At 57.8% G+C, this 17,409-nt stretch carries 13 protein-coding genes; 5 read left to right on the top strand and 8 right to left on the bottom strand.

The features are described from left to right. Positions 1–24: 24 nt before the first annotated feature. Positions 25–1,113: a M14 family metallopeptidase gene (locus Pan97_RS17110; RefSeq protein WP_144974622.1), complete on the top strand. Its 1,089-nt coding sequence runs from the start codon at positions 25–27 to the stop codon at positions 1,111–1,113. Positions 1,114–1,128: 15 nt separating this feature from the next. Here the strand turns inward: Pan97_RS17110 and Pan97_RS17105 are convergent, their stop codons facing one another. Further along, entirely contained in the window at positions 1,129–1,704 is a 576-nt protein-coding gene (locus Pan97_RS17105; RefSeq protein WP_144974620.1) for a YfbM family protein, read from the bottom strand. Positions 1,705–2,002: 298 nt separating this feature from the next. Here Pan97_RS17105 and Pan97_RS17100 point away from each other — a divergent pair, with 298 nt between their 5' ends. From Pan97_RS17100 to Pan97_RS17090, 3 genes are read left to right on the top strand one after another with little or no spacing between them, the layout of a single operon-like run. After that, positions 2,003–3,190 carry a substrate-binding domain-containing protein gene (locus Pan97_RS17100; protein WP_144974618.1) on the top strand — a complete coding sequence of 396 codons (1,188 nt, stop codon included), beginning with the start codon at positions 2,003–2,005 and terminating at the stop codon, positions 3,188–3,190. Between the two features lie 13 nt (positions 3,191–3,203). Further along, a complete protein-coding gene (locus Pan97_RS17095; protein WP_144974616.1) occupies positions 3,204–4,718 on the top strand; it encodes a sugar ABC transporter ATP-binding protein in 1,515 nt (504 codons plus the stop codon). A 12-nt stretch (positions 4,719–4,730) separates the two neighbouring features. Next, positions 4,731–5,708: an ABC transporter permease gene (locus Pan97_RS17090; RefSeq protein WP_144974614.1), complete on the top strand. Its 978-nt coding sequence runs from the start codon at positions 4,731–4,733 to the stop codon at positions 5,706–5,708. A gap of 74 nt (positions 5,709–5,782) precedes the next feature. Here Pan97_RS17090 and purQ read toward each other — a convergent pair whose 3' ends face one another. The 4 genes from purQ to Pan97_RS17070 all read right to left on the bottom strand — a co-directional run bounded on the left by purQ (position 5,783) and on the right by Pan97_RS17070 (position 11,601). After that, positions 5,783–6,562 carry a phosphoribosylformylglycinamidine synthase I gene (purQ, locus tag Pan97_RS17085; RefSeq protein ID WP_144974612.1) on the bottom strand — a complete coding sequence of 260 codons (780 nt, stop codon included), beginning with the start codon at positions 6,560–6,562 and terminating at the stop codon, positions 5,783–5,785. A 22-nt stretch (positions 6,563–6,584) separates the two neighbouring features. Then, positions 6,585–9,509 carry a phosphoribosylformylglycinamidine synthase subunit PurL gene (gene purL, locus Pan97_RS17080; protein WP_144974610.1) on the bottom strand — a complete coding sequence of 975 codons (2,925 nt, stop codon included), beginning with the start codon at positions 9,507–9,509 and terminating at the stop codon, positions 6,585–6,587. After that, a complete protein-coding gene (locus tag Pan97_RS17075) occupies positions 9,490–10,347 on the bottom strand; it encodes a prephenate dehydrogenase (protein ID WP_144974608.1) in 858 nt (285 codons plus the stop codon). Before Pan97_RS17075 ends, purL begins: the two co-directional genes overlap by 20 nt. Positions 10,348–10,527: 180 nt before the next feature. Further along, the gene (locus tag Pan97_RS17070; RefSeq protein ID WP_144974606.1) at positions 10,528–11,601 is read right to left on the bottom strand and encodes a hypothetical protein; all 1,074 of its coding nucleotides are present in this window, start codon (positions 11,599–11,601) and stop codon (positions 10,528–10,530) included. A 194-nt stretch (positions 11,602–11,795) separates the two neighbouring features. Here Pan97_RS17070 and Pan97_RS17065 point away from each other — a divergent pair, with 194 nt between their 5' ends. After that, the gene (locus Pan97_RS17065; RefSeq protein ID WP_144974604.1) at positions 11,796–12,974 is read left to right on the top strand and encodes a type II secretion system F family protein; all 1,179 of its coding nucleotides are present in this window, start codon (positions 11,796–11,798) and stop codon (positions 12,972–12,974) included. 124 nt (positions 12,975–13,098) lie between these two features. Here Pan97_RS17065 and Pan97_RS17060 read toward each other — a convergent pair whose 3' ends face one another. The 3 genes from Pan97_RS17060 to Pan97_RS17050 all read right to left on the bottom strand — a co-directional run bounded on the left by Pan97_RS17060 (position 13,099) and on the right by Pan97_RS17050 (position 17,277). Then, positions 13,099–14,826, bottom strand: a complete 1,728-nt coding sequence (locus Pan97_RS17060; protein WP_196782133.1) for a flotillin family protein — start codon at positions 14,824–14,826, stop codon at positions 13,099–13,101. A gap of 120 nt (positions 14,827–14,946) precedes the next feature. Beyond that, positions 14,947–15,582: a hypothetical protein gene (locus tag Pan97_RS17055; RefSeq protein WP_144974603.1), complete on the bottom strand. Its 636-nt coding sequence runs from the start codon at positions 15,580–15,582 to the stop codon at positions 14,947–14,949. A 384-nt stretch (positions 15,583–15,966) separates the two neighbouring features. Continuing rightward, positions 15,967–17,277, bottom strand: coding sequence for a lactate racemase domain-containing protein (locus tag Pan97_RS17050; RefSeq protein ID WP_144974601.1), 1,311 nt, complete (start codon positions 17,275–17,277; stop codon positions 15,967–15,969). Between the last annotated feature and the right edge of the window lie 132 nt (positions 17,278–17,409).

Raw genomic sequence — 17,409 nt, 5'->3', positions numbered from 1 at the left:
CTTTTACCTTTTCAGGAGGTCGCATTGAACCCGCTTGAATACTTCTCGAAAGACTATCCCGAGGCCCAGGCTCGCTTTCGCGAAGCCACGGCAAAGCTGGGCTTCGCGCTCGAGTCCCATGCGATCGGCGCCCAAGGTCCCGATGGAAAGGAACTGGCATTCGACGTGGCTTGCTCGGCTGGCGATCCCCGCCGGGTGCTGGTCATTTCGTCGGGAATCCACGGCGTCGAAGGCTATTTCGGTTCGGCCGTACAGATGGCGATGTTTGGGCAATGGTCCGGAAACTCAGTGCCAACCGCGAAGATCGTCATGCTGCATGGCCTCAATGCGTATGGCTTTGCCTGGGACCGGCGGTTCAACGAAGAGAACGTCGACCCCAACCGCAACTTCCTGCTTGCTGGCCAGCCGTTCGCAGGCTCGCCGCCTGGCTATGCGGAACTAGATCCGTTTCTCAACCCGAAGCGGCCACCATCATCGTGGGAACCCTTCACTGCGAAGGCCGCCTGGTTGATCATGCAGCATGGCATGAGGAAACTTCGCAGCGCGATCGCAACGGGCCAGTACGACTACCCGCAAGGATTGTTCTTTGGCGGCAAGGGGCCGTCACACATGCAGACGATCCTGCAGCAGAACATGCCCCGCTGGCTGGCAGGCAGCGAGCAGGTCATGCATCTTGACTTTCACACGGGCCTAGGCGCCTGGGGGACTTGGAAGCTGTTGATTGATTACAAGCTGACCGACCTTCAACGGGAGACCCTCACCCAAACCTTTGGGGCGGATTCGTTCGAAGCCAACGTGGATAGCGAGATTGCCTACGATGCGAAAGGTGGTTTCGGGCAGTGGTGCGTTGCCCAGAAGTTCGCCCCGGATTATCTGTTTGCCTGTGCCGAGTTCGGAACGTATTCGCCCGTGAAGGTCCTTGCTGGTCTGCGGGCCGAGAACCAGGCCCATCACTGGGGCAGCGGAGAGGATGCGAGCACGCAACGCGCGAAGGAATTCCTTAAAGAACTTTTCTGCCCGGCCGATGCGAAGTGGCGAACGCAAGTCGTGCAGAAGAGTCTGGAACTTGTCCGACAAGCCGAAGAGGGTATGTCTGGCGAGCACAGCGGATGACACCGCCGGCGATCATCACCCCAGATAAACAATCATCGCGCGATTGGATGCGGCCGTTTCCGAGACGAATGCTTGCAATTGTTGAAAGTACTCGGTGACGTAACCAATACATTCTTCCTTCGGTTCGTCTTTCCAGACTTCCGGATATATTCCGTACTTGGCGAATTCGGCAGGATCAGCATTGTCATATAGGTTCTGAGCATCCATGGACGACAGTACCGCGTCGATCTCTTTGACCTCTTGGGAAGTAAATCCGCGTGGGTAGCCATAGCCAACTTCTTCAGCGATCTCCTGTCCACCATGCACGATGAACGCCTCCGGGCCTTCGCCTTCCCAGTCGGTCCCGGTCAGCAGAAAGTGGATGCCATGCCAGGCCTTGTCGACATCGGTTTCGGAAACCGGTTTCGAAAGCTGCCACGAATCGACTTCGGTTTCAGGATGCAACTTCGCTCCAAACAACCGAGCCAGCCACGAAGGTTGCCGACGCGGCGGAATGGAATCATCCCAAAGCAGATGAACTCTTCTGGGCTCGTGGATAATCGCCTCAAGGTCTTCATCCTCCAGGGCACAGAAACAACCAATCATTCCCATCGAACGAGTCCTCGTTAGGGTCGTTGAAAATCAATCCGAGACCATGCTAAGCGATTTGCTCGTAGGCAATGTAGCGTGATCCTCCACTGGAGAATACCTTTGGCGTGGATAATCGTCTGGCTGGTGCCATCGGTCAAACTGTACCGGCTTTACCTATCGCGATGGGCAGGAAGCTGCCCGGCGATGCGCTTTAACGCGTAGGATAGTTGCCTTGAGCATGTTTGCGGCTTAAGATAGCGTTTTTCTCTTCAAATTCTCGGGTTTTCCCCTCGCCATAACTCCTCGAAGGATCTTTCCCTTGAATCGACTTCCTAGACTGTTGTTGGTTTTGTTGGTCGCTACGACCTTTGCCAGTTGCCGCGCCAAGACGGAGAATCAAGCAGCCGGTAGCGGCGGTTACGAGTTCCCCATCGAAGCAGGCAAGTATCGTATTCTTGGGATTCGTACCGACAACACCGACCATGCCCGGGCCAAGCAAAATGCCGAGTCGGCGATTGCCAACAATCCGAACCTGAAAGCGATGGTTGGGCTGTGGGCCTACAATCCGCCCATGATCTTGAGTGCGGTCGAAGGAGCCGGCAAGACGGGCCAGATTCAAGTCATCGGTTTTGATGAAGACCCGGTCACGCTCAAAGGAATCGAAGACGGCAAGGTACACGGCACGGTCGTTCAGCAGCCGTTCGTCTTCGGATACAAGTCGGTTGAGTTTCTCTCGGCTTTGGCTCGCGGGCAGTCGCTCGACATCCCGGAAAGCAATTTGATCTTCGTTCCCTTCAAAGCCATCCGTAAGGACAACGTCGAAGAGTTTCAGGCCGAACTGAACCGCATCAAAGCGGGCAACGGAACGCCGCCTCCGCACAACCAGCCGAATTACGACACCAGCGAGAAGGTGAAGATCGCCTTCCTGACCAATACGGTCGATCCCTTCTGGAACTATGCCGAAGAAGGAGTTCGCGTTGCCGAGCCGATCTTCAACGCTGAGTGCGAAGTCTACCATCCGCCAAATGGTACGCAGGAAGAGCAAAAGCGTTTCATCGAACGCAAGATCGGCGATGGCTGCCAGGCACTTGCCATGAGCCCGAGTTCGCCGGAGAGCCAAACCGGTTTGATCAACAAGGCGGTGGAAGCGTTCCATGGTAACGTCATCTGTCACGACTCGGACGCCCCCAACAGCAAGCGTAAGTTCTACATCGGCACGCACAATTACCTGGCCGGCCGCGAAGTGGGACGCCTGGTGAAGGAAGCCATTCCCGACGGCGGCGACGTGATGATCTTCGTCGGCATGATGGAACAACTCAACGCCCAGGAGCGCAGTGCCGGCGTGATCGACGAACTGCTGGATAAGCCGATTCCTGAAGAGATCGCCAAGTATCTGCCCAAGGATGAAGTAACCCAGGAAGACAAACCAGCGGAAGAGCCTTCGCCGGAGTCGACTTCCGAGCCGACGCCGATGAAGGAAGAAACCTCGCCCGAAGCGGAGAGTTAATCGCGACTTGCCTATGAAGTCTTCACCCCCTCCGTTTTTAGAAGTCGAGCGAATCTCGAAACGCTTTCCCGGCGTCAAGGCTTTGTCGGAAGTCTCGCTGCAGGTGGGTGCCGGCGAGTCGATTGCCGTCATCGGCGAAAACGGCGCCGGCAAGAGCACGCTGATGAAGATCCTGGCCGGCATCCAATCGCCTGACTCCGGCACCATTCGCGTCGAAGGTAAGCCGGTAGAGATTCGCGGCGTGACCGACGCGCTGGAGCTGGGCATCGCGCTGATTCATCAGGAATTGAATCTGTGCGATAACCTTTCGGTCGGTGCCAATATCTACCTCGGCCGCGAGCCGAAGAAGCTCGGTTGGATCGATCAGGCCCAGGTGAACGCGCTGTCGCGAAAGTATCTCGACCAGGTCGGGCTGAAGGTCGATCCGCGCAAGACCCTGGCAGATCTATCGATTGGTCAGCAGCAGCTTGTCGAAATTGCCAAGGCACTTTCCTGCAACGCCAGGCTGTTGATCATGGACGAGCCGACCTCGAGTCTTTCGGCCCGCGAGGTCGAACGGCTGTTCGAGGTGATCCAGTCGCTGCGAGCATCCGGGGTGAGTATCGTTTACATCTCGCACCGCCTGAGCGAAGTGCACCGCGTGTGCGATCGGGTGGTGGCCCTGCGCGATGGTCAGAACAGTGGCGAATTGGCCCGCGAAGAGATCTCGCACGACAACATGGTACGGCTGATGGTCGGGCGTTCTCTCGATCAGTTTTACGCTCACCAGCCCATGACCCCGGGCGAGGTGGTGCTTCGCGTGAACAACGTTCGCACGAATGCCCATCCCCACAATGAAATCAGTTTCGAGCTACGAGCCGGCGAGATTGTCGGGCTGGCTGGTCTGGTCGGGGCAGGGCGGACCGAACTGCTTGAGACCCTCTTTGGCATCCATCCGCCAGAAAGGGGCACGATCGAGGTCTCGGGAAAACCAGCCACGATTCGATCTCCCCAGGATGCGATCGCCCACGAGATGTTCCTGGTGCCGGAAGATCGTAAGCAGCAGGGGCTCGTCTTGCCGATGGACGTCGGGCAGAATACCACGCTGCCGGGGCTGCATCGGCTGTCCACCTTCTCGTGGATCGACCCGCGGCAGGAACAAAAGCTGGCCGACGACATGGTCCAGCGAATGCGGGTCAAAACACCCAGCACGCGGCAGATCATCCAGTACCTCAGCGGCGGCAACCAGCAGAAGGTGGTTATCGCCAAGTGGTTGGCCATGAACCCGAAGATACTGCTGCTGGATGAACCGACCCGCGGAATCGACGTGGGAGCGAAGCACGAAATCTACGAACTGATGGAAGAGCTTGCCCGCAAAGGGGTGGCAATTCTGTTCGTTTCGAGTGAAATGGAAGAGATCCTGGGAATGGCCGACCGCGTGCTGGTGATGCACGAAGGGGCTATGTCGGGGGAACTGTCACGAGACCAACTCAGTGAAGAGGCGGTCATGCATCTTGCCACCGGTCAGCAGTTGACGGCCGCCGAATAAGAGAAGCACTGAATGCTTAAGAATATTGTTCTATTGCTGTTGATCTTCGCCATCTTCGGCGTGACGGCGTTGATCGCTCCGACATTCGCCAGCGGCTACAACCTCGATATCATGGCCCGTTGGACCGGGCTGTACGGGATCATGGCGATCGGGGCCGCGTTTGTGATCATCGCCGGCGGCATCGACCTTTCCATGGGGTCGATGGTCGCGTTGGTTGGCGTGCAGTTTGGCATTTTGATCAACGATCAGCAGATGAACCCGTATGCGGCGATGGTCATCGTGCTGGTCGGCGCGATGTTGATTGGGCTCGGGTATGGGTTGTTGATCACGAAGCTAAAGCTGCAACCGTTCGTCGTCACGCTGTGCGGCTTGCTGGTGCTTCGGAGCGTCGCACGCTACCTGGCGCACGACGACAAGATCTCGAACTTCGTCACGCCGGATGGTGGCACCGACATCGCCTATTTGACCTCGGCCGATTTTCTATGGATACCGCTTCCCCTGTGGATGCTGTTGATCCTGGGCGTTCTCTCGGCGTTGGTCTTGAACAAGACGACCTTCGGGCGTTATCTGAAGGCGCTAGGCAACAACGAGCAAGCGGCCCGTTACAGCGGGATCAATACCGACTGGATCACGATCGCGGCGTACATGGTATGCTCGCTGATGGCCGGCATCTCGGCCATTCTATTCGCCATCGACCTGAACAGCGTCGGCCCGAACGAAGCCGGGACCTTCTACGAACTGTACGCGATCGCCGCGGCGGTCCTGGGTGGATGCAGCCTTCGCGGCGGCACCGGATCGATCGTAGGCGTGATCCTCGGCACGGCCATTTTGCGAGAACTCTACCAGGCGATCGAAACGCTGCAAGTTTCCGAACTGGAAGGCACCGTCATCGGCATCGTCATCCTGGCCGGCGTGATCGCCGACGAGATCATCCGCCGCGTGGTCGATGCCCGCCGACGGAAACAGGAAGCGGCTGCGGCAAGCGGGTAAGGTAGGGCCCGCGTGTCACGGGTCGTGAAGCTGGTACCCGGTATCCGACCCGCGACACGCGGGCCCTACATTTCTTAGCCAAAGAACGCCACGGCGTTCTGGAACACCTTCAAACCTTCACCAGGATCGGTCCCTTCGCCGCGGGTCCAGCGGGGGTGGTGGGTTCGGTCGATGTAGCGTTCGGGGTGGGGCATCAGGCCGAAGATGCGGCCGGTTTCATCGCATACGCCGGCGACGTGACGCTGGGCACCGTTGGGGTTGTCGGGGAAGGTGATGGCGTCCTCCCCGACGCGATTGGCGGCGTACGTCAAGCAAAGCTGACCGGCGGCTTCCAGGGCGTTGAGCGTCGCTTCGTCGCGAGCTACGAAACGTCCTTCGGCGTGAGCGACCGGCAGGTACATCTGCTCGATGCCCTGCAGGAAGACGCACTTGTTGCCGGCCGTCTTCAGGTTCACCCAGCGATCCTGGAACATATGGCAGTCGTTCCAGGCCAGCGTGCTGGATGGCAGGCCTTGTTCGTCGTCGGCCAGCAGCAAACCTGTTTTGATCAGGATCTGAAACCCGTTGCAGATGCCCAGGATCAGCTTGCCGTCTTCGTGGAACTTCTTGACGGCGTCCATCAGGTGATGACGGAACAAACTGCCCACGATGCGGCCGGCGGAGATGTCGTCGCCGTAGCTGAAGCCCCCGGCAAGGGCGAGGATTTGATAATCGTGAAGTAGCTCAGGCTTTTCCAACAGGCGGTTCAAGTGCACGCGATCGGCGGTGGCACCCGACTGCTCGAAGGCAAAGGCGGTTTCCTGGTCGCAGTTGGTTCCAGGCGAGCGAATTAACAAGGCTTTAGGCTGAGCCATCGTACGAGATCTTTCCGTGTCACTACCAGTTCAGGGGAGCTTGCCAAGCCTGTTTCAACAATTCGATCGGTTCATCGAGCAGCGTGGTTTCGCCATGGGTGACGACCAGCTCTTTGTGCTCGGCTACCTGACCAATGTGGGCAAACGGTGCGTCGCCAAGTGCCGCTTCAAACGCATCCGCCGATTCTTCCGGCACTTCGCAGACGAAACGCGTATTCGATTCGCTGTACAACAGCTGAACGGCCGAGGGGCTTTCCAACCGGTGCGGAATATCGTCGAGCGAGATGTTCGCGCCGATTCCGCCGGCGAAAGCCATTTCAGCGACGGCCACGGCCAGACCACCTTCGGATAAGTCGTGGCATGCCCGAACGGTCTTGGCTTGGATCGCCGCGTGAATGCCGCCGAAGACCTTCTTGGCCAGGTCGGTATCGACTTGAGGTACCTGCCCCCCCAGCTTGTCGTTGACCACGCTCCAGTGCGAACCGCCCAATTCGTCCTTGGTCAGGCCGACCAGGTACAAGCGGTTGCCGGACTGCTTCAGGTCCATGGTGACGCAGGTCGAAACGTCGTCGACCTGACCCATGGCACTGATCAGCAGCGTCGATGGAATGGCGATCGTCTTTTTGTCGCCGTGCTCGTCGAAGTAGCTGAATTCGTTGTTCAGGCTGTCCTTGCCGCTGATGAACGGCGTACCCAGAGCGACGGCCAGATCGCGGCAGGCCAAAGCTGCCCGGACCAGCGTGCCGAGCGTTTCCGGTCGATCGGTATAGCCCCAGCAGAAGTTGTCGAGGATCGCGATTTTCGCAGGATCGGCACCGACGGCCACGCAGTTTCGCAGAGCTTCGTCGATGGCACTGGCGGCCATGTCGTACGGGTCGAAGTCGCCGAAGTACGGATTCATGCCGCAGGAAAGGACGATGCCTTTGCGGCTGTTGAGGACAGGGCGAACCACGGCGGCATCGCTGGGGCCATCGTTCTGCACGCCGACCAGCGGCTTGATCACGCTGCCTCCTTGGACTTCGTGATCGTACTGACGGATGATCCATTCCTTGCTGGCCACGTTGAGCGAGCTGAGGATCTTGCGAAGGTCGTCGCCGAGCGACTTGCCATCGTCGCCGTTAAGCGTAAGCGGCTGCGTCGTTGGCGGAGTGAAGACCGCGTCGCGAACGATCGGCGGGCGGCCATCGTGCAGGAACCGCATGTCGAGCTGGCCAACCGTGTTGCCGTTGTAGGTCAGCGTCAGATTGCCGGTCGGAACGAACTTGCCGAGTACGACCGCTTCGCTCCCTTCCGAGGCGAACAAGGCTTGCAGTTCCGGCCATTTCTCTTCCGGCACGGCCAGGACCATGCGTTCCTGGGCTTCGCTGATCCAGATCTCGGTGTAAGTCAGGCCTTCGTACTTGAGAGGAGCCTTTTCGAGCCAGACTTCGGCTCCAAGCTCTTCTCCCATTTCGCCGACCGCGCTAGAGAAGCCACCGGCACCGCAGTCGGTCACGGCGTTGTACAAGTTACGATCGCGGGCCTCGAGCAGGACGTCGAGCACCATCTTTTCGGTGATCGCGTTGCCGATTTGCACGGCACCGCCGGAAAGGGATTCGCTTTCGCTGGTGAGTTCGGCCGAGCTGAACGTGGCACCGTGGATGCCGTCTCGGCCAGTACGACCACCGACGGCCACGATCAGGTCGTTCGGTTGAACTTCCTTGAACGACTTGTCGACGGGGATCAGCCCGACGTTGCCACAGTAGACCAGCGGATTGCCCAGGTAACGTTCGTCGAAGTAGACGGCACCGTTGACCGTGGGAATGCCCATGCGATTGCCGTAGTCACGCACGCCGCTGACGACACCCTTCATGACGCGACGCGGGTGCAGCACGCCTTGCGGGAGGCTGCCGGGGTCGGTCTCAGGCGGAGCGAAGCAGAAAACGTCGGTATTGCAGACCGGTTTGGCACCCATGCCGGTGCCCATCGGGTCGCGAATCACGCCCCCGATGCCGGTGTTGGCACCGCCGTACGGTTCCAGGGCGCTGGGGTGATTGTGCGTTTCGACCTTGAAGCAGACGTTGTACTCGTCGTTGAACGTGACGATGCCGGCGTTGTCCTTGAAAACGCTGACGCACCAGTCGTCATCGCCCAGGCTTTTGCGAATCTGCTGGGTCGCGGCGAAGATCGTCTCCTTCAACATGTTGTCGAAGTGTAGCTCTTGCTTTTCGTCCTTGTAGGCGATCTTACCGGCGAGCGTTTTGTGGCTGCAGTGTTCGCTCCAGGTTTGGGCGACCGTTTCCAGTTCGATGTCGGTCGGATCGCGGCCCAGTTCCTGGAAGTATTTCTGGATGGTCTGCATTTCGACCAGCGTCAGGTACAACTGGCCTTCCTTGCTGAGCAGTTGCAGGTGATCGTCGTCGAGCGAGCGGATGTTGATGGTCTTCAGCTCGAACGGTTGCGACTTGCCGAACGACAGGCGTTCCAGATCCATCGGACCGTAGATGACCTGTTCGACCGAGTCGTTGGCCAGCAGTTTGGTGACCAGACGCTCGGTTTGGGCGTCGTCCAATCCGCCGATCCAATACTTGTGGAACGTGCGAACGGCCTCGGCTGGCTGGCCGAAGTCGGCGATCGCCGCTTGAGTACTTTGGGCCACGGGATCCATCACGCCGGGCTTGGGCATGACGTAAATCAGGCGGTCGTACAGCGAGGAAGGGGTTTCGGCCATGATGGCTTCCCCTGCCTGAGCGACGACGGCCCGCTGGACCACGTTGTCGACCAGCAGTTGGTCGGCCAGCAGCTTGATGTGATCCGCGTCGAAATCGGCCTGGACGAGAAATCCGTGTGCCGTGGCAATTTCGAGATGGGTGGCGATTTGCAGGTCTTCGGCGTCGGCAACGATGGAGGCGGCCAATCGATCGACGTGTCCCGAAGCGGGATAGATGTCAACTTCCCACAATGTCACGGTGGTGCTTTCCCTGTTTTAGGAGCTTGATCCAGTGCTCTTCTTGACCTGCTTCCAGCGAGGTTCGAAAGGCAGCCAGCAATTTCTCAAAGTTCGCTAGCGTCTGCAAGACGTGGCCCCGATTGGTGGTGAGGATCTGACGCCACAAATCGATGTCTCCAGCGGCAATACGCGTGGTATCTGCCCAACCCGTACTGGTGAACTTAAGCATTGCTTCGGGGGTGGAAGCTGCCACCAGTGCGGCGATAACGTGGGGCATATGGCTCGTAGCGGCCACGATGGCGTCGTGCTCGCTGGGGTTCATTTCGTGGACTTCACTCCCCAGCGATTCCCAAAATTTGCGGACAGTCGCTTTGGCGGTTCTATCCGTTTCGGCCACCGGCGTCACGATCGTCACGCGATTCTGGAATAGATCGGCGGTCGCGAAATCGCTGCCACTCTTGTCGCTGCCAGCCATCGGGTGGCTGCCGACGAAGTAGACGTCCTTGCGGCCGCGAATCGACTCACTCAAATGGAGGGTATCGACAATCTTTTGCTTGGTACTGCCGGCATCGGTGATGATGGTGCCAGGCCGGCAAAAGGGTACCAACTGTTCGACCAGTGGTACGATCGACTCGACCGGCGAGCAAACGACGATCAAATCGGCCCCACGGATGCCGGCTTGCCACTGGGTGGTTCCTTCCGTGATACAACCTTGCCGCTGGGCCTTGGCCAGCTTTTCTTCACTGCGACCGATGCCCACTACTTTGCCGGCAATCTTTCGCTTCTGCGCAGCCAGACCGATCGAGCCGCCAATGAGCCCCACGCCGAGAATCGCGATTTGTTGAAATTCAGGCATCGGACGCCATATGTGCAGGATGGGCAGACAAAAACGAGTTGGAATTATAGCAAAAATTCGCGCTACGGTACTTCGACTCAGGCGAAAACCGACGGAGTTTTCCGTGGCCGCCTGGCAACGAAAAGAGCCTGGAAGTTCCCCCTCCAGGCTCTTGGATGATCACGTATTGGAAAGCCTAGTCTACGAGTTGTCGGGCAAACGCACCAACGTCATCTGCTGTGTCGCTCCATCCTCATAGCGAAGAACGACCGGAGTCTCCGGCTGCGTCAGGCTATTCAGGTCGGTCTCGAAGCTCACCTTCTGGCTGTCGCCGACAGACCAGGCAACCTTTTGCGTTTGCTTGTCGAGCGATCCGGAAATCGGCTGGCTATTGTCCGAGATGATGTTGTAGTAAGAACCGGCGATGTTCCCGCTCTTACTCACCGAAAGCTGCATGAGCATTTGCGGCTGTGACTTTTCGCTTTGCAACAACGCGTAGACGCCCAGTGGCATCCAGGCTTCGTTGGATTGCGGCGTAACGTTCAGCTGGGCAGGCTGTTGAGCCTCTTCGGTGCTGGTAGCAGCAGGTTCTCCTTCGACGTAGACGACGGACTCGTTGTAGTTGTAGCTGACCGGGGTCGTGGAAACTCCGGCAACCCAGCCAGTTACGGCTGCGAAGCTGGCGGCCGCCCAGGCATCGGCATGAGGATGCGTGTACTGCCAGGCCTGTGGGTGAGCGGCGTACCAGGCCGCCGTGAAAGGTTCCGGCTGACCGGCCAGGTGGTTGGAAACATCGTTGTAGATCTCGCCGGAGCGCTGCGAGAAGTTCTCCTTCGCTTGGACTGCTTTGGGTTGCAACTCGCTCTTCCTGTTACTCATACTATCCTGACGATCGGCAATCGATTGACTGCGGTCTTCGGGAAGCCCCAAGAATTCCTGTAGCTTTGCCTGGGAAGTTCCGGTGACAGTCGGCCGATCGAGCGGCTTGCCTTCGAGGAAGCTCGAGAGTTTGTCTTGTGCCGAAAACTTGCTGAGGTCTCGTGGTGCGGAGTTGAAACGCTGCGATAGGTCACGCGAAGCAGGTTTCGAAGGGATGGATGTATTTCGAATGTTGCCCTGGTTCAAACCTGGGTTGCCCTGGGGAGTCGGACGCGAGGTACCTCTCGAAGGACCGGCACCGCCGCGGCCCCCGCCACGAGGGCCTGCCATACTATCGACGACCAGAAGACTAGTGAGACACAATGCGAGCGCGCATACCAAGCTGAAGTTCTTCATCAATTTTCCCACCAATGCTGTAGACCTAGATGTCTGGAAAAGAAGCGAGACGGAATGCGATGTCCGTCATCAGTAACCATAGGGCTAACTCGGCCTTTTGAGGGGTAGTTTCAGGCAGCTTTCATAAAAGATCATGAATTCCACATTCCATAAATGCGCACAGCCGAAGGAAACGCACCGTCCGCAAATTCAGCATGAGCCGCACAGGGCAACTCGGGCGGTTGCCGATAGGCAATCATGCCGTCCGGCTTGCATCTTTTGCAGCCCTTTCGCATGATGAAACCAGTTGCCACTTTCATCCGGAACCGTTCATGCTCTTCTCACCACGCATTCGTACTGGTCAACTCGTTCAACTGTGTCGGCACGTCGGCGGGCAACTTCATGCAGGGGTCGACATTCTTCGTATTTGGAAACGCGAGGCGGAACGTGCCATGGGCACCCGACGTTACATGATGCAGGTCATTGTCGACAGTATCGAGAACGGATGTACGTTGCACGAAGCGGTCAACAATACTGGTGACTACTTTCCGAAGCTGTTTCGGCAGATGGTGCAACTGGGGGAACAGACAGGACATCTCGACAAGATCTTTTTGGAGATTGCCGATCAGTATGAGGAACGCATTGCTCTGCGGCGTTCTTTCTTGGCTGGCATTGCGTGGCCTCTAATTGAGTTGAGCGTTGCGATTTTGATTGTGGGAATTGTGATCCTGGTGCCGGCCTTCTTGCCGAACGGCCTTAACGGCCAGCCGATCGACATTCTGGGGATAGGTCTCATCGGAGTGAAAGGGCTGGCCACCTATGCCGCCTTTCTCTTTACTGTCTTCTTTGTGCTGTTTGCTATTTACTTCCTTTGGAGCCGGGGTGGTTTGACATTCCTGCAACTGGATCGCCTGGTGATGAACATCCCATGGCTTGGTGAATCGATCAGGACAATGTGTCTAGCGAACATGGCTTGGGCATTGTCGCTGACGATCGGAGCGGGCATGGACATTCGCAGAGCCATGCGACTGTCCCTTGAGGCGACTCGCACTCGGTATTACGAACAATTCAAGGAACAGGTTGATCGAGAGCTGATCAACGGGGAAGAGATTCACGACATTTTGCGTCGTACGAGAAGCTTTCCGGCCGATTTTCTGGACTACGTAGAAACAGGTGAGATATCGGGCCGGCTTACTGAATCGATGGCCAAGCTTGCTGAAAGCTATCAAGAGAAGTCGAAAGCCGCGCTTCGTGCGATCTCGGTCATTGGGGGCATGCTGGTCACTATGCTCATCTTTGGAATTATGATTCTCCTGATTTTCAAGTTTGCCATGTTTTACATTGGCATACTCAATGAGGCGATTGACAATCCGCTGGGGGATCCACGCCGATAGCCTTCCTGTCCCCACTCCCCCGCAGACGGTGGAACGGGGGACCGGATGTGGTTGTTTGCCCGCAAGAAACGAACAACGGCCACGCGATGGTGGCCGTTGTATTTTCGCTGAACCTCAGCCAGCGTTAGTTGGCCGAAGGTTCCTGCTCGGTGGGCTTGCTTTGGCCGTTGGCCAGGGCTTCCGGGTCTTCCGTATAACGAACCAAGGCTTCGGGCAGTTCGATGCCGCCGATGTCTTTCATGACCTGCATCATCGGAGGCAAGGTCTTGGCCATGCCGCTGAGCCAGTCGGCCGTGTTCGAGCGGCCGTTTTGACCGCCACCTTCCCAGACGACCACCTTGTCGAACTTGATGTTCGAGATCGCCTTGGCACTGGTTTCGGCCAGCGTGTCGAGGTGTTCCAGCAGCATCAGCTGGAAGGCTTCCTTGCTGCTACCACAAGCTTCGACGATTGCCTTCAAACCTTCACCCTTCTTGGCCAGCTTTTCGTATTCACCGCGGGCCTCGGCTTCCAGTTTGGCGTAGATCGCGTCGGCTTCGGCCTGGGCCAGGATACGACGTCGGGCAGCTTCGGCGGCCGAATCGACTTCGATCTTGGCTTTCTCGGCTTTGGCCGGAGCTTCGAGCAGTGCACGCTTTTCAGCTTCCACACGTTCGGCTTCGGCGATGGCCGCTTTGGCGAGGGCATGGTTCTCGGCTTCTTTCACGGCACCTTCCGCTTCGCGGCGGCGGATTTCACCACGTTCATACGCGTCGGCCCGCTTGACGGCCAGTTCGGCCTTCGAGGCCGCGACCTTGGCTTCCGAAAGGTTTTCCCCTTCGATGGCCTGAGCGTCGGCTTCGGCGATCTTGATACGCTTTTCGCGTTCGGCGTCTTTCACGCGAGCTTCGCGCTCGAACTCGGCGTTACGTTCCCCAATGATGGCTTCGGCGTCGGCGTCGGCCATGCGAATACGCTTGTCACGTTCGGCATCTTTCACCGCGATTTCACGTTGGAACTCAGCCTCGCGTTCACCGACGGTTTGTTCTTTTTCGAGCTCGGCGATACGGATGGCCTGTTCGCGTTCGGCTTCGCGAGTACCGATCATTCGGGCCTTGGTCGCGTTGGCGACTTCGACTTCCCGGTCACGCTGAGCGGCCGTGACACGGATTTCACCCATCTTCTCGTTGTCGGCCACGTCACCACGAGCCTGTTGAATGGCGAGCGAGGCGGCCTTCTGACCGATGGCGTCGATGTAGCCTGACTCGTCGGTGATGTCGGTAATGTTCACGTTGATCAGCACCAGGCCGATCTTGTTGAGTTCCGGTTCGAGCGAACGCTGGATGTGTTCGAGGAACGTGTCGCGATCGCGGTTGATTTCTTCGATCCGCATCGAGGCGATCACCTGGCGCAGCTGACCGAAAATAAGTTCTTCCGCTTGTTTGCGGATTTCGTTGGTGGTCAAGCCGAGCAAACGAACGGCCGCGTTGTCCATGACGCCAGGCATGGTGCCGATGGCTACGGTGAAGCAGCTGGGGACGTTCACGCGGATGTTTTCCGAAGAAAGAGCACCGCGCAGCGGGATTTCAATTTGAATCGGTTCCAGGCTCAAATAGGCATAGTCCTGGATCAGCGGGATGACGAACTTCGCACCACCGTGAACCGTTTGAGCCGACTTGCCACCGCCGGTGCGGCCGTAAACGACCAGCACGCGGTTACTCGGGCAGCGTTTGTACTGGCTTTGCAACAGGATCAAAAACCCGAAGAAAGCCATCACTACCAAAATGGCAATGATCGAAATGATGCCCCAAGTCGTGCCGAACCAACTGAGCAGTCCGTCAGAGCCTTGGGCTAATAACAGGGCGTATTCCATGAGCGGGGTTCCTCGGTGTCGAATCTCAGTGCCGGCGCAATCCGCGCGCAGCGGCATCTAGGTGTATGTAGGTTACGATCTACCCATCCTGGGGCAATCGATCGAAGACAAGACGTTTTTCTAGTGCGCTTGTGCCGTTTGTTCCGGTTCTGCGGAATCGGGCCGCACGTCGACCTGGGTCGTCAGGGGGATGACCAACACGATCGTTGGACTCACGATTTCAATGACCTCAACCGGCGTACCGGTCGTTAGCTTTTCGTCGGCAGTCGTCTGGGCGGCGAACTCGACCAGTTGATCCTGCACGCGAAGCTGGATCTTGCCGACGCCGCTTTTATGGGCAGGGATCGGAATGTAAACGGTGCCATGTTCGCCAAGGGTATTGTGGATGCGGACGGTCCCATCCTGGGCCAGCTTCATCATCAGTTGCATCATCCAGTGCACGCCATACATGGCGGCCAGGCCAAAGATCACCGCAATGGTGAACGAAACCGGTTGGTTCAAGTCAGCCGACAGGCAAGCGAGCCCGGCGAGTCCGAAGAAGGTTAACGCGGTCACAATCGTTTTAAACGAAAGAACCCCAAACAGGGCCGTCGAGCCGTGGGAATCGCCGGTGAAATCGTCGGGCATGTCATCCGGAATGTCGTCCGGCATATCGGTCCCTTCCAGGCCCACGCCCACGACCGCCAGCAGAAACTGGAGGACGAATACCGTTCCAGCCACAACAGCACAGCCGAGAAACACCCAGTACAAGGACATCAGACGAACCTTTCACAAAGACAAGCTAACGGAAGTAGCGTTTTCATCCCGGTATTCGGCCATTTTGCGGCAATCTTGGCCACAAAATGCGGAAATCCGAGCGGAAGCTCTTCTGCCCGTATCTTGGGGTATGGGGGGCAGGGCGTCAAATGAATTCCCCACGTAGGGCAGGGGTTTTTCCCCACAGGGCACAGAGTGCACCGAGGGGAGACGGAAGAGGAGGAATTCTAACCACGGATTACATGGATGGTCACGGATAGGAGGTGAGTTGCCGATGCTGCCCGTTATTTGTGATCGTGTGTCCGAGCACGAAAAACGCCTGAGACCAACGGTCCCAGGCGTTTCGAATTCTCAGTGCTCTCTGTGTCCTCTGTGGCTAATCTCTTAAACCTCAGCAAACCCCGTCTTGCGGTTGTACAGCTTTTCCTTGGTGCTCCACAGACCGGCCGACGGGGTCGCGATGAAGAAGATCTCTTCGCCGTCGGGCATCGTGTTGAAGCCTTCCTTCAGTTGGTCGATCGGGTAACGCTTCAAGGTTTCTTCGTAGTCGGCGTAAGCGAAGTGAACCTGTTCGACTTCTTCCTGCTTGAGGTGACCCGGGGCGTAACGAATGGTGAAGCGGCCTTCGGAGGTACCGTGCATCAGGTGAGCCGTGCCGTGGGCCAGGTCCTGCATGTCTTCGTTTTCTTTGTACAGTTCCAGGATCTTTTCGGTCGGCTGGTAACCATACTTGCGAATCAGCGCGTCAACGTCGGGCTGTTCGCCGAATCGTTTCAGGCCTGGGGCGATGACCAGCAGTTCGCCGCCGTCGGCAATCGCCATGCGGGTACGGTAAACGCTTTTGTTTGCAACCCAGGTGCTGAAGAACTCGTCCCCTTGCATGACGCAGACGATCTTCTTGACCGGCTCGTCGAAGACGGTGATGTTCTCGGCTCGCGACTGCCTGGCGGCGTTCAGGTAGGTTTCGAGATCGTCGCCGATGTGGATCCCGGTATGAACGAGTTCCCCTTCTTCATTGCGGGCGAGAACGACCTGGACGTAGAAGTCCGGCAGGTGGCCCAGCATTTCATCTTCGGCTTTGTTGAACACGGCACGCACGGGCGTAATGAGGTTACCGAGGTTGTTCTCGATCCCGCAACTGGCGGCCATCATGTGCGAAGTGCAGATCAGGTCCTTGCCGGCCAGGCCGATGAAATAGTTCTTGTTGTGGTTGGCGAAGCCCAACACCTCGTGCGGGACGACGTGACCGATGTTGATGATCAGGTCCCATTGCTCTTCCATCAGCATCTTGTTCAGCCAGATCGGAATGGCCCAGTCGGCGGCACCATCGCTGATCTCTTTGACGAAGTCGGCCGAGACCTCGCCTACCTTGACGCATCCATCCCGCCAGTCGTGGGCGTGGATGATCTCGTTGGGGATGTTGCCGAACATCTGCTTGTTCTGCTCAGGCGTGTGCGGCTCGTGCTGACCGAGGGTTGGGATTACGTGGATCTCAGCTTCGTCCTTGAGCTTCTCCCAGAAGTACTCGGTGATCCAGCCAGACCCAGAGTGCATGCGGGTAATGTCGGGTGGAAGCAGCAGAACTCGCTTCGGAGTGCCACAGATCCGCTCGCGAGCTTCTTCGATCGCTCGGTCGAGAATGGCAAGCAGCTCTGGTTTTTTGATTTCTTTTGCGGTCTCGGAAATCCAAGGCATGGCTAGGGTTAATCCAAACTGAGGGTGAATGCGAGAGAAGCGTGAGACTTGCCCTTCCGTTCCCGGCGAAGGGAAGAGCGTTGGGGCGTTGGTACCTGGGTCGCCCCTCACCCTAGCCCTCTCCCCGGAGGG

The sequence above is a fragment of the Bremerella volcania genome (assembly GCF_007748115.1).
Classification (GTDB): Bacteria; Planctomycetota; Planctomycetia; order Pirellulales; family Pirellulaceae; genus Bremerella; species Bremerella volcania.
The sequence above is the reverse complement of the archived record's forward strand: the minus strand, read 5'-3'. Positions and strand labels throughout refer to the sequence as shown.

Coding starts and splice junctions, on each gene's coding strand:
- Pan97_RS17105 (WP_144974620.1), bottom strand. CDS start 1,704: ATGGGAATGATTGGTTGTTTCTGTGCCCTGGAGGATGAAGACCTTGAG.
- Pan97_RS17070 (WP_144974606.1), bottom strand. CDS start 11,601: ATGAAGAACTTCAGCTTGGTATGCGCGCTCGCATTGTGTCTCACTAGT.
- Pan97_RS17055 (WP_144974603.1), bottom strand. CDS start 15,582: ATGTCCTTGTACTGGGTGTTTCTCGGCTGTGCTGTTGTGGCTGGAACG.
- Pan97_RS17095 (WP_144974616.1), top strand. CDS start 3,204: ATGAAGTCTTCACCCCCTCCGTTTTTAGAAGTCGAGCGAATCTCGAAA.
- Pan97_RS17050 (WP_144974601.1), bottom strand. CDS start 17,277: ATGCCTTGGATTTCCGAGACCGCAAAAGAAATCAAAAAACCAGAGCTG.
- Pan97_RS17075 (WP_144974608.1), bottom strand. CDS start 10,347: ATGCCTGAATTTCAACAAATCGCGATTCTCGGCGTGGGGCTCATTGGC.
- Pan97_RS17060 (WP_196782133.1), bottom strand. CDS start 14,826: ATGGAATACGCCCTGTTATTAGCCCAAGGCTCTGACGGACTGCTCAGT.
- Pan97_RS17065 (WP_144974604.1), top strand. CDS start 11,796: ATGAGCCGCACAGGGCAACTCGGGCGGTTGCCGATAGGCAATCATGCC.
- purQ (WP_144974612.1), bottom strand. CDS start 6,562: ATGGCTCAGCCTAAAGCCTTGTTAATTCGCTCGCCTGGAACCAACTGC.
- Pan97_RS17090 (WP_144974614.1), top strand. CDS start 4,731: ATGCTTAAGAATATTGTTCTATTGCTGTTGATCTTCGCCATCTTCGGC.